The 11942-nt window shown below is 58.9% G+C and carries 9 protein-coding genes and 1 pseudogene; 8 read left to right on the top strand and 2 right to left on the bottom strand.

Annotated elements, in window-relative coordinates:
• Window positions 1-14: 14 nt before the first annotated feature.
• The 8 genes and pseudogenes from B3C38_RS05445 (at window position 15) to ahcY (ending at window position 8089) form a co-directional block, all read left to right on the top strand.
• Complete coding sequence (locus B3C38_RS05445) at window positions 15-914, top strand: hydrogen peroxide-inducible genes activator (protein WP_022333406.1); 900 nt, start codon at window positions 15-17, stop codon at window positions 912-914.
• A gap of 237 nt (window positions 915-1151) precedes the next feature.
• Window positions 1152-1502, top strand: a complete 351-nt coding sequence (rsfS, locus tag B3C38_RS05450; protein WP_018695221.1) for a ribosome silencing factor — start codon at window positions 1152-1154, stop codon at window positions 1500-1502.
• Window positions 1503-1540: 38 nt separating this feature from the next.
• Window positions 1541-3619: an ATP-dependent zinc metalloprotease FtsH gene (gene ftsH / locus B3C38_RS05455; RefSeq protein WP_117506489.1), complete on the top strand. Its 2079-nt coding sequence runs from the start codon at window positions 1541-1543 to the stop codon at window positions 3617-3619.
• 22 nt (window positions 3620-3641) lie between these two features.
• Complete coding sequence (locus tag B3C38_RS05460; RefSeq protein ID WP_232045607.1) at window positions 3642-4493, top strand: phosphatidate cytidylyltransferase; 852 nt, start codon at window positions 3642-3644, stop codon at window positions 4491-4493.
• Window positions 4494-4514: 21 nt separating this feature from the next.
• Window positions 4515-5186, top strand: coding sequence for a phosphatidylserine decarboxylase family protein (locus tag B3C38_RS05465; protein ID WP_018695224.1), 672 nt, complete (start codon window positions 4515-4517; stop codon window positions 5184-5186).
• A 15-nt stretch (window positions 5187-5201) separates the two neighbouring features.
• Entirely contained in the window at window positions 5202-6308 is a 1107-nt protein-coding gene (locus B3C38_RS05470; protein ID WP_022333410.1) for an AI-2E family transporter, read from the top strand.
• Window positions 6308-6598: pseudogene (locus B3C38_RS05475) on the top strand (riboflavin kinase); the annotation flags it as partial. The gene B3C38_RS05470 and the pseudogene B3C38_RS05475, both read left to right, overlap by 1 nt.
• Window positions 6599-6679: 81 nt before the next feature.
• Complete coding sequence (gene ahcY / locus B3C38_RS05480) at window positions 6680-8089, top strand: adenosylhomocysteinase (protein WP_286726138.1); 1410 nt, start codon at window positions 6680-6682, stop codon at window positions 8087-8089.
• A 329-nt stretch (window positions 8090-8418) separates the two neighbouring features.
• Here ahcY and B3C38_RS05485 read toward each other — a convergent pair whose 3' ends face one another.
• Window positions 8419-11325 carry a M16 family metallopeptidase gene (locus tag B3C38_RS05485; protein WP_390613179.1) on the bottom strand — a complete coding sequence of 969 codons (2907 nt, stop codon included), beginning with the start codon at window positions 11323-11325 and terminating at the stop codon, window positions 8419-8421.
• Between the two features lie 11 nt (window positions 11326-11336).
• Window positions 11337-11849: a DUF456 domain-containing protein gene (locus tag B3C38_RS05490; RefSeq protein ID WP_286726111.1), complete on the bottom strand. Its 513-nt coding sequence runs from the start codon at window positions 11847-11849 to the stop codon at window positions 11337-11339.
• Between the last annotated feature and the right edge of the window lie 93 nt (window positions 11850-11942).

Below are 11942 nucleotides of genomic sequence, written 5' to 3' on the forward strand. Positions count from 1 at the left end.
AATAATCGGCTACTATGACTATAATTCAACTTGAATACCTCCTGGCGGTGGCGAACTGCGGTAGCTTTTCGCTGGCCGCAGAGCATTGTTTCGTGACCCAGCCGTCGCTGAGCATGCAGGTGAAGGCGCTCGAAGAGGAGCTGGGCGTCGTGCTGCTCGACCGTTCGAAGAAACCCGTGATCCCGACCGAGGCCGGCGAAGTGGTGCTGGATCGCGCCCGGGAAACGCTGCGGGCCTACAACAATATCCGCGAGTCGGTCGCCGAACTGAAGGGCGAAACTTCGGGTAAACTGCGTCTGGGCGTCATCCCGACCATCGCGCCCTACCTGCTGCACAAGTTCATCCCGGATTTCGTGCGCGATTACCCGAAGGTGGAACTGGAAATCTCGGAGATGGTCACTTCGGACATCGTCGAGGCGCTCAAGCGCGACCGGATCGACGCGGCACTTGTCGCCAGCGGCACGTGTGGCGACGGTATCCTCGAACAGGAACTTTTCAACGACCGTTTTTTCGCCTATGTTTCGCCCGAAAACCCGTTGTACGAACGGCAGAACATCCGCATCGAGGACATCGACCTGAAAGACCTGGTGATCCTGAGCGCCGGAAATTGTATGCGTGACCAGATCATTGAGCTGTGCCAGGCCAAGCGCGACATGCCGTCGCACTACTCCTTCGAGTCGGGGTCGCTCGATACGCTGATGCGCATTGTCGACTGCACGTCGTGCCTGACGATCATCCCCGAAATGGCCATCGAGTACATCCCCGCGGATCACCACGACCGGCTGAAGATGCTCGCCAAAGGTGCCACGTCGCGTAAGATCGCCGTGGCGGTACGCCGCACGTACGTCAAGAGTTCGATCATCAAGGCCCTGACCGACACGATCATGGCCAATATACCCGAAGTAAAGGGGTAGGCGGATGCCTGTAAACGGCAGGGTGCCCGGCGATACGATTGCCGGGCACCCGCCGTTTACAGGGGAGGGGCTCGGGCATATAATTAAGAATTAATCCGCTGTAACGGCGCTGTGGCGGATAAAAGTGCGGACTTCTGCGATTGTCGCCCGTCCGGCTGCTTTTTTTACGGGGCTTAATTTTCAAATATCATTCTCTTTTCGTACCTTTGCAAGGTTATAGACACCTATTGACTATTTATGGATAAACTGATCGAAACTATCGTTGGTGCGATTGAAGATAAAAAGGGTAAGAATATTGTATCGCTCGACCTTTCGGGGTTCGACGGGGCGATATGTTCCCGTTTCATTGTGTGCAACGCCGATTCCACGACGCAGGTAGGGGCCATCGCCGCGGGCATCGAAGAGAAGGTGCTCGAAGTGCTGGGCGAAAAGGTCTGGCGTATCGAGGGGCAGCAGAATGCCGTGTGGATCGCCATGGACTATGTGGACGTGGTGGTGCACATTTTCCAGACCGAACTGCGCGGGTTTTACCGGCTTGAAGAGTTGTGGGCCGATGCGCCGATGACCAAATATGAATACGAAGAGTAATTTTAAATATGGCAAATCAACGCAAGAACAATAATAAGATGAATATGAACATGTCGCGACCGTCGATGCTGTGGCTCTACGGTCTGATCGGCGCGTTCATTATCGGCTACTACGTCTTCGGGGATGTCAACGACACGCCCGTGCCCAGCGACTGGGCTACCGTCGAACGGATGGTCGAAAAGGGCGAGGTGGAGAAGATCCAGGTCGTCAACCGCGACCAGGCGCAGGTATTCCTGAAAAAAGAAGCGGTCGAGCAGTACCGCAGGGATACGGTAGACAAACGCTTTCGCCGGCTTCCCGAGACGGGTGTGCAGCTCCTCTTCACGATCGGGTCGGTCGACTCGTTCCGTGAAGACCTGAAAGCCGCCGAGCAGCAGTCCGGGCAAGTCGTTCCCGTGGTCTATGAAAACAAGGCCAACGACTGGACGAACGTGCTGATCAACCTGCTGCCGTGGGTGCTGATTATCGGCGTGTGGATTTTCGTCATGCGTTCGATGTCGCGCGGTGCCGGAGGCGGTGCGGGCGGCGGCATCATGAACGTGGGCAAGGCCAAGGCGCAGGTGTTCGACAAGGATAACTCCAAACGCGTCACGTTCAAGGATGTGGCTGGGCTGGAGGAGGCCAAGGTCGAGATCATGGAGATCGTGGATTTCCTCAAGAAGTCCGACAAATATAAGGAACTGGGTGCCAAAATTCCCAAGGGAGCGCTGCTCGTAGGCCCTCCGGGGACGGGTAAGACCCTGCTGGCGAAGGCCGTCGCAGGCGAGGCCAACGTGCCGTTCCTCTCGATTTCGGGTTCCGACTTCGTGGAGATGTTCGTCGGCGTGGGTGCTTCGCGTGTCCGCGACCTGTTCGAACAGGCCAAGCAGAAGGCGCCGTGCATCGTTTTCATCGACGAGATTGACGCCATCGGCCGCGCCCGCGGCAAGAATGCCGGGTTCTCGGGCAACGACGAGCGTGAGAATACGCTTAACCAGCTCCTCACGGAGATGGACGGCTTCCAGACCAATACGGGCGTGATCGTCCTTGCGGCCACGAACCGTGCCGACATCCTCGACAAGGCGCTGATGCGCGCCGGCCGTTTCGACCGCCAGATCGAGGTGGGATTGCCTGACGTCAAGGAACGTGAGGAGATTTTCAACGTCCACCTGCGTCCGCTGAAGCTCGATCCTCAGCTCGACCGGTCGTTCCTGGCCCGCCAGACCCCCGGATTCTCGGGTGCCGACATTGCAAATGTCTGCAACGAAGCCGCGCTGATCGCTGCGCGCCACAACAAGAAATTCATTTCGAAGGAGGACTTCCTGGCAGCCATCGACCGCATCGTGGGCGGCCTCGAACGCAAGAATAAGATCATCACCGACGAGGAAAAGCGTGTGATCGCCTACCACGAGGCGGGCCACGCCACGGTGAGCTGGATACTCGAGAATGCCAGCCCGCTGATCAAGGTGACGATCATCCCGCGCGGCAAGGCGCTCGGCGCAGCCTGGTACCTGCCCGAAGAGCGGCAGATCACCACGCGCGAGCAGATGATGGACGAGCTGGCCGCCACGCTCGGCGGACGTGTTTCGGAGCAGCTGACCTTCGGCGAAATATCGACCGGGGCGCTCAATGACCTGGAACGTGTCACCAAGCAGGCCTATGCCATGGTAGCCTATTATGGCATGAGTGAAAATGTCGGGACGCTGAGCTATTACGATTCCACGGGGCAGAGCGACATGGCGTTCACGAAGCCCTATTCGGAACTGACCGCGCAGCAGATCGACGCCGAGGCCAAACTCGTCATCGGGAAGGCTTACGAGATGGCCGAGAAAGTGCTCCGTGAGCATGCCGACGGCCTGAAAGAGCTGGCCGAACTGTTGTTGGAGCGCGAAGTGGTCTTCACCGAGGACGTGGAGCGTATCTTCGGCCGCCGCAAGAAAGACATCCTGCGTGAGCGGAAGGAGGCCGAGGCCAAAGCCAAGGCTGACGGAGCCGCCGCGAAGGGGGAGCCCGAGGCTTCTGCAGCCCTGGCGGCGAAGCCCGCCCCGGAAGAGGGCGCTCCCGCGGTTGTACAGACGGAGACGCCCGAAGCCCCTGCCGACGGCAATACGGCCGCCGCGATTTCCAAGACCGAATAAGACACCTAACCCGCATTAACTGATGAATGAAACTATGAAAAACCTCGTGGTACGCACGCTGAGCGGCCTTGTCCTGGCAGCGGTGGTACTGGGGGCGATCGTCTGGTCGCAGTGGAGCTTCGGCGCGTTGCTCGCGGTGCTGCTCGTGGGCGGCATGTACGAGTTCTATACGCTGGCCGGGAAACAAGGCAATGCGCCGCAGAGAGTCGTAGGGCTTGTTGCGGGTATCGTGCTTTTCGCGCTCAATTTAGCGTTCGTCTCGGACGACATCCGCGAGATTCTCGGCGTTGCCCGGCAGGCCTTCGGCTGCGGGCTGGCGTTCCTGTTGCTGCTCCTGCCCGCCATGTTCATCTGCGAACTCTACCGCAGGGGTGAAAACCCGGCCTCCGGGATCGGCACGACGCTCATGGGAGTCTGCTACGTGGCATTGCCCCTGTCGCTGATGTGCTATATTCCCATCCTCGGCAGCGATACCTGGAACCCTTGGGTGATGGTCGCCTACATCTTCATCATCTGGGCCAACGACGTCTTCGCCTACCTGGTGGGGATGTCCGTCGGACGCCACCGCCTTTGCGAACGCCTTTCGCCCAAGAAATCCTGGGAGGGGTTCTTCGGCGGGATCGCCGGTGCCGTCGTCATGGGCATCGTGGCCGCACGGGTGCTGGACGGGAATATGTGGGTTTGGGCCGGTCTGGCGCTGGTCGCCGCCGTTTCGGGCGTGCTGGGCGACCTGGTGGAGTCGATGTTCAAGCGGGCTGCCGGCGTAAAGGATTCGGGGCGGCTGATCCCCGGCCACGGCGGGGTGCTGGATCGTTTCGACGCCATGCTGCTCTCGGCGCCGTTCGTATTCGTCTATATGCTTTTTGTGATGTAACTGCAAACCTAAAAAAGAGTTATGAGGATAAATAAGGAAGGCTACAAGATTATCTGTATCTCGGGTGCCGTCTGTGTATTTATATTTTGGCTGATCTATCACCTGCTGGTCAGCGATTCGAATATTTCGCTGTTGTGGGTGAGCGCCGTGCTTTTGCTGTTGTTCTGGTTCTTTATCGTCGCGTTTTTCCGGGAACCCCGCCGTGTGCGGATACACGATGCCGACCTGGTTTTCTCTCCCTGCGACGGCCGCGTGGTCGTGACGGAGGTCGTGAAGGAAACCGAATACCTGAACGAGGAGATGTTGCAGATATCGATCTTCATGTCCGTGACCAATGTCCATATGAACTGGGTGCCGGTCGGGGGCACGGTCGAGTATTTCAAATACCATCCGGGGCGTTTTCTGGTGGCATGGCATCCCAAGTCGTCGACCGAGAACGAACGCACGACGACCGTCGTGAGGATGGCCTCCGGCCGGAAGGTGCTTTTCCGCCAGATTGCGGGCCTGATTGCACGCCGCATCATCTCCTACATGAAAGTCGGTGAGCCTGTGGAGCAGAACAGCGTCTGCGGCTTCATCAAATTCGGCTCGCGCGTCGATGTCCTGGTACCCAAGGACAGCGAACTGCTGGTCGAGATCGGCGATCCCGTCGTGGGTTCGCAGACCCCCATCGCACGCCTGCATAAGATTTAACCCCACTCCCGAAGGATGAAAACGACTCCCCAGACCTTCCTGAAGTTCATCGCGGGCGCGGCCGTAGCTGCGGCCGTCCTCTTTCTGGTCTGGTATTTCAGTTCGATCGTCGTATACATACTCATATCCGCCGTGCTGGCCGTCGTGGGCAATCCGCTCGTGAAACGCCTCGCGGCGCTGCATATCAAGGGCTGGAAAGTGCCCCGCTGGCTGGCTGCGCTGGTGACACTGATCGTCATCTGGGTGGTGCTGGCCACGCTGTGCTCGCTGTTCGTGCCGCTTGTGTTCAATAAGATTTACCAGCTGTCGAACCTCGATTTCGCCGCCGTCGTGCAAAGCATCGAGGAGCCGATAGCCCAAGCACAGGGATACCTGCATGAGTTCTTCGCCGTGCCCGAAAGCACGTTCTCCCTTTCGGAGGCGCTCGCATCGGCGCTCAAGCAGATTATCGACATCGAATCGCTCAATTCGGTGTTCTCCTCGATCGTCAACGTGGTGCTCTCGTCGGTTATCGCCATTTTCTCCATTACGTTCATCACCTTCTTTTTCCTCCGGGACGAAGGGTTGTTCTATGCCATGGTGACGGCCATGTTCCCCGAGCGTTACCACGAGAATATCACCCGCGCACTCGATTCCGTCACGCTGCTGCTGGCCCGCTACTTCACGGGTATTCTCTCGGAAAGCCTGATGCTGATGGTCGCCGTGTCGCTCACGATGATGGCCTTCGGCATGAAGGCGGCTGACGCTGCGTTCATCGGCCTTGTGATGGGCGTGATGAACGTGGTGCCCTATGCCGGGCCGCTGATCGGCGGTATCGTTTCCGTCTTCGTGGGTATCGTAACCCCGATCGGGGGGATGACCGTGGGGCATACTGCTTTTATAATCGCAGGTTCGCTGCTGATCCTCAAGGGGATCGACGATTTTGTGGTGCAGCCGACGCTCTATTCCGAGCGTGTCAAGGCCCATCCGCTCGAAATCTTCCTTGTAATCCTCATCGCCGGGTCGATGGCCGGAATCCTCGGCATGCTGCTGGCAATCCCTTCCTATACCGTACTGCGTGTCTTTGCTAAGGAGTTCTTCTCGCAGTTCCGGCTGGTGCGTAAACTGACCGAGAAAATCTGATGGCCGGGGTGACGATAGAGGGCGTAGTGGAACACGGACGCCGGCTCGGGCGCGAGTTGGGATTCCCGACGGCAAACATGGCCGTGCCTGATTCCGTGACGGCCGCGGACGGGGTCTATTATTCCCGCGCGGAGGTGGACGGGACGCTTTACGACGCGATGTCCAACCTGGGCAGCAACCCTTCGGTCGGCGGAGCCGTCCGCCATCTGGAAACCCATATCTTCGGGTTCGGAGGTTCGCTCTACGGCCGTACCCTGCGCGTAGAACTGGTGCGTAAGATTCGTGACGAACGTCGTTTCGCGACGATCGGGGAGCTTCGGGCGCAGATCGCCAGGGACAAGGAATATATATTGGAATTAAAAGATAATACTATGTATTTGGATTTGACAATGCCCTACAAGGTGGCCGACATGTCGCTGGCCGAGTGGGGGCGTAAAGAGATTGAGATCGCCGAGCACGAGATGCCGGGACTGATGGCCGTGCGCCGCAAATACGGCCCGCAGAAGCCGCTGGAAGGCGTGCGCGTGATGGGGTCGCTGCACATGACCATCCAGACCGCCGTGCTCATCGAGACGCTCGTCGAGTTGGGCGCCGACGTGCGCTGGTGCTCGTGCAACATCTTCTCGACGCAGGATCATGCCGCCGCGGCCATCGCCGCGGCCGGGGTTCCCGTTTTCGCCTGGAAAGGCGAAACCCTGCCCGAATACTGGTGGTGCACCGCCATGGCGCTCTCGTTCCCCGGCGGCAAGGGCCCGCAGCTGATCGTGGACGACGGCGGCGACGCCACGCTACTGATCCACAAAGGGTACAAGGCCGAGAACGACGCCTCGACGCTCGACTACGAGCCTTCGTCCTACGAGGAGAAGGTGATCCTCGGTACGCTCAGGACGATCCTTGCCGAAGACAAGGACAAATGGCACCGCACGGTGGCCGAGTGGAAGGGTGTGAGCGAGGAAACCACTACGGGCGTACACCGCCTCTACCAGATGCAGGAGGCCGGCGAGCTGCTCGTCCCGGCCATCAATGTCAACGACTCCTGCACCAAGTCGAAGTTCGACAACCTCTACGGCTGCCGCGAGTCGCTGGCCGACGGTATCAAGCGCGCCACGGACGTGATGATCGCCGGGAAGGTGGTCGTGGTCTGCGGCTACGGCGACGTGGGCAAGGGCTGCGCCCGTTCGATGCGCTCGTACGGCGCACGTGTCATCGTGACCGAGATCGACCCGATCTGCGCCCTGCAGGCCGCCATGGAAGGCTTCGAGGTCAAGACCGTCGAGAGCGCACTCCCCGAAGGCAATATTTACGTCACCTGCACGGGCAACTGCGACATCATCACGCTGGAGCACATGGAGAAGATGCGCGACCAGGCGATCGTTTGCAACATCGGCCACTTCGACAATGAAATCCAGATGGCGCGTCTCGAAAAATCGGGGGCCGTCAAGACCAATATCAAGTCGCAGGTCGACAAGTTCACCTTCCCCGACGGACACTCGATCTTCGTGCTGGCCGAAGGCCGTCTGGTGAACCTCGGCTGCGCGACGGGGCACCCCTCGTTCGTGATGTCGAACTCCTTTACGAACCAGTGCCTTGCGCAGATGGAGCTGTGGCAGGAGAACCTCGAAGTGGGCGTGTACCGCCTGCCCAAGCACCTCGACGAGGAGGTGGCACGCCTGCATCTGGACAACCTCGGCGTGGAACTCACGCACCTCACCGGGAAACAGGCCGACTATATCGGCGTAAATCCCGACGGCCCTTACAAAGCCGAGCACTACCGCTATTAGCGGCAGGAGGCTGCGTGGGCTTCGGGGCTCTTCCCCGGCGAAACGGGAAGTTTCCTGCGCCCGTCCGGTTTCTGGCCGGGTGGGAAGTCAAGACCTGTTTTATGATTCCACCCCTGTCGGAAAAACCTTCGGCAGGGGTGTTTTCCTTTCCCAGTGGCTTGCGTTCCCGGCGTTTTCCGTTCCCGGCGTTTTCGTTCGCGGCGTTTCCGCTCAGGATGTTTTATTTCCCGCCGGCTTGCCGGACTGCCCGTTTAGTACTTTGGCCGGGAGCGGGCACGAAAAAGCCGCCGGGAGACCGGCGGCTTTCGTTATTGGGAAGCAGGGGTGGTTTAGTACCCGAAAATCTCCTCCTGTGTCACGGTCTGGATCGGGCCGAGGGTCTTGAGGTAGTTCAGATCGAGATCCTGGATGTCGCCCAGAATGCCGTAGACGTATTTGCGTCCTTTCACCCACTTTTCCTGTGCGGCCTTGACGTCGGCGAGCGTCATCTGCTGCGCCTTCTCGAAGATTTGCTTTCCGCGCGGCTCCGTCAGGCCGAGGTCGCGCATGCGGATGTAGCTCCACAGTACGCCGTCCTTCACCGTGCGCTCGGTGCGCAGGCGCGAGATAAGGGCCTCCTTGGCGATGCTGAACGCCTTTTCCGATTCAGGCATGTTGTTGATGATCTCGTCGAATGCCTCGATGGCCTTCTGCATCTTGTCGTTCTGCGTGGCGATGAAGGCCATGTAGTAATAGTCTCCCTTGGCGTTGGTCGGGATGGCGAGGTTGGCCCATGCCGAGTAAGCCAGACCGCGGGCTTCGCGCATCTCCTGAAAGACGATGGTGTTCATGCCCCCGCCGAAATACTCGTTGTAGAGGGTGATCTGCGGGTCGGCTGCGAGGTCGAATTTCTCGCCGCGGTTCGAATACTGCATGTAGTAGAGCTGCTTGGCGTCGTACTGGGCAAGCATGACCTTGTTTTCATCGGTGGGTTGCAGCGTGCTGAACTTTTTTTCCAGCGGCTGGAGGTCGGCTGCCACCTTGTGGTGTGCGGCCAGGGCGGCTTTCACTTCGGCCTCGTCCTGCGGGCCGTAGTAGAGCACCTCGTGCTGCTTGCCCATCAGGTCGCCGATCTTTGCAAGCAGCTGTTCCGAGGTCAGCCCCTGCAATGCCGGGTCGGTGAGCGTGGTGCGGCGGATGAAATCGCTGCCGTAGATCATGTAACGCTGGAGCGCTCCGAAGCAACGGCTCTGGTTGAGCTTGGCGTCGGCGCGGCTCTTTATCATGTCGCCCTTGAGGTTTTGCAGGATCTCCTCGTTGGGCTGCGCCCCGGCGATCAGCCCTTCGACGATCTCCATCGCCTTGCCCATGTTCTCACTCAGGCCCGATACCTCGATCCAGCTCTGGTTGGCTCCGGCGCTCAGGCCGAACGAGCAGGCGATGGCGTACATCTCCGATGCGATCTGCTCGGCGCTCATCTTGTCCGTTCCGAGGTAGCTCAGGTAGTCGAAGGCCAGGTTGAGTGCCGGGTCGTTCTCCGTACCCGTGTTGAATACGTAGATCAGCGTGAAGATGTCGTTGGTTTCGTTCTTCTTATACAGCACGTTGACGCCCTTCTGCGCCTCGAACTGCGACATGTCCTTCTTGTAGTCCACGAATACCGGCTCGATAGGCTCGACCTTCGAGTTCTGTATCTCGGTGAGGAACTCGCTCTGCGAGTCTCGGTTGGTCACGATCGGGGTGATCTTCGGGGCGGCGATCTTCTGCTCGTTGGGATCTTTGCCCTCGCGCTTGTAGACGATGGCGTAACTCTCGGGGCCGAGGTACTTGTTGGCCCAGTCCACGATGTCCTGCTTGGTGATCTTCGACATGCGGTCGATCCGTGCGACTTCGTCTGCCCAGTCGGTTCCGCTGATGAACGAATAGACATAGAGTATCGCGCGGCTGTCGTTCTCCTCGAACGAGCGCATCAGCTGCATTTTGTAGTTGTTGATGGTCGCTTCGATCAGGTTTTCATCGAAGTCCCCGTCCCGCAGTTTTGCTACTTCCGCCAGAAGCAGGTCGCGTACTTCGTCGAGCGACTGCCCGGTCTTGGGGCGTCCGGCTACGAGGAACGAGCTGTAATCGGGTTGCGTCGAGGCGTAGCCGTAAGCCGAGAGCACCTTCTGCTGCTGGTTGAGGTCGAGGTCGATCAGGCCGGCCTGGCCGTTGTAGAGGATCGAACCCACGATGTCGCTGATATCGGTCGACTTGTCGTTCGCGCCAGGCAGGCGCCAGCCCAGCATCACATTGGCGGCTTCCAGCCCGTATACTTCCTTCACGACGGGAGCCGTGATCGGCTGTTCGGGCTCGAAGTGCAGCTTCGGCAGGTTGGGGTTCGGCTGCATGTCGCCGAAATATTTTTCGATCGTAGCGACCATTTCGTCGGGATCGAAATCACCCGATACGCAGACGGCCATGTTGTTGGGCACGTAATAGGTCTTGTGGTAATTCCTGACATTGGTGATCGAGGGATTCTTCAGGTGTTCCTGCGTGCCCAGTACGGTCTGCGTGCCGTAGGGGTGGTGGGGGAAGAGGGCGGCGTCCATGGCCTCCCAGACTTTGCGGCTGTCCTGCGTCAGGGACATGTTCTTCTCCTCGTAAATAGTCTCCAGCTCGGTGTGGAAGCCGCGGATCACGGGGTTCTTAAACCGGTCGGCCTGGATCCTGGCCCAGTTGTCGATCTCGTTCGAAGGGATGTCCTCGACGTATACGGTCATGTCCTGCGACGTAAAAGCATTGGTGCCGTTGGCGCCGATAGCCGACATCAGTTTGTCGTACTCGTTGGGGATGGCGATTTTCGAAGCCTCGTAGCTGATCGAGTCGATGCGGTGGTAGATCGCCGCACGCTCGGCCTCGTCGGTGGTCTTGCGGTAAACTTCGAAGAGGTTTTCGATCTCATCGAGCATCGGTTTCTCGGCTGCGAAGTCCGATGTGCCGAACTGCTGCGTCCCCTTGAACATCAGGTGTTCGAAATAGTGCGCCAGTCCGGTGGTCTCGGCCGGGTCGTTCTTGCCGCCCACGTTCACGGCGATGTAGGTCTGGATGCGCGGCGTCTCCTTGTTGACGCTCATATAGACTTTCAGCCCGTTGTCCAGGGTGTAGATTTTGGTGTTCAACGGATCGCCCTTCACTGTTTCGTACTTGTACTTAGAATTAGAACAAGCCGCGGCCAGCATCGCTGCGATGACTGCCGCAAAGAGTAGGAGTTTTTTCATTATCGAAAGGGTTAAAATAGAGTTGCGAACCAGTCCCGTATGGCGGGGTATGTGTCGGCCGTGACGTGTATGAGCATCCCGACGGCAGCCACGACCTTGAGCCCCGTGCCGACGACGAACGAGAGGAAGGAACCGAAGCCTACGAGGATTGCCTTCGGGAAGTTCCCGCGGTCGTTGAGCAATTCCCCCGCCACGGCGCCGACGAACGGCCCCAGGATGATGCCTATGGGCGGGAAGATGAAAAACCCGGCGAATACGCCGACCGTGGCCCCGATGGCGCCCGCCCGCGAACCGCCGAACCTGCGGGTCATCCATGCGGGCAGGAAATAATCGGCCACGCTGACGGCCACGGTGATGGCCAGCCATATCCATATGGCTGAAGCCGACATGTGCGAATAGGAGGTGAAGTAGGCGCACAGAAGCCCTGCGTAACTGAGCACCACGCCCGGCAGGGCCGGGACGATACAGCCGATGATGCCGACGATCGAGAACAGGAATGCGAGTACGGAAAGCGCTATGTCCATATTATCCGGGATGAAAAAAAGAGCGTTAACTTCGACAAATATAAACATTTATAGCAAAAAAATCTCCCTTTAGGGGAGATTTTTTACGTCCGG

This window comes from Alistipes sp. UBA1686 (genome assembly GCF_002320215.1).
GTDB lineage: Bacteria > Bacteroidota > Bacteroidia > Bacteroidales > Rikenellaceae > Alistipes > Alistipes onderdonkii.

Excerpts from the sequence above, each read along its gene's own strand:
- B3C38_RS05465 (WP_018695224.1), top strand. The coding sequence starts at position 4,515 with ATGAGGATAAATAAGGAAGGCTACAAGATTATCTGTATCTCGGGTGCC.
- ahcY (WP_286726138.1), top strand. The coding sequence starts at position 6,680 with ATGTATTTGGATTTGACAATGCCCTACAAGGTGGCCGACATGTCGCTG.
- B3C38_RS05490 (WP_286726111.1), bottom strand. The coding sequence starts at position 11,849 with ATGGACATAGCGCTTTCCGTACTCGCATTCCTGTTCTCGATCGTCGGC.
- rsfS (WP_018695221.1), top strand. The coding sequence starts at position 1,152 with ATGGATAAACTGATCGAAACTATCGTTGGTGCGATTGAAGATAAAAAG.
- B3C38_RS05445 (WP_022333406.1), top strand. The coding sequence starts at position 15 with ATGACTATAATTCAACTTGAATACCTCCTGGCGGTGGCGAACTGCGGT.
- B3C38_RS05460 (WP_232045607.1), top strand. The coding sequence starts at position 3,642 with ATGAATGAAACTATGAAAAACCTCGTGGTACGCACGCTGAGCGGCCTT.
- ftsH (WP_117506489.1), top strand. The coding sequence starts at position 1,541 with ATGAATATGAACATGTCGCGACCGTCGATGCTGTGGCTCTACGGTCTG.
- B3C38_RS05485 (WP_390613179.1), bottom strand. The coding sequence starts at position 11,325 with ATGAAAAAACTCCTACTCTTTGCGGCAGTCATCGCAGCGATGCTGGCC.
- B3C38_RS05470 (WP_022333410.1), top strand. The coding sequence starts at position 5,202 with ATGAAAACGACTCCCCAGACCTTCCTGAAGTTCATCGCGGGCGCGGCC.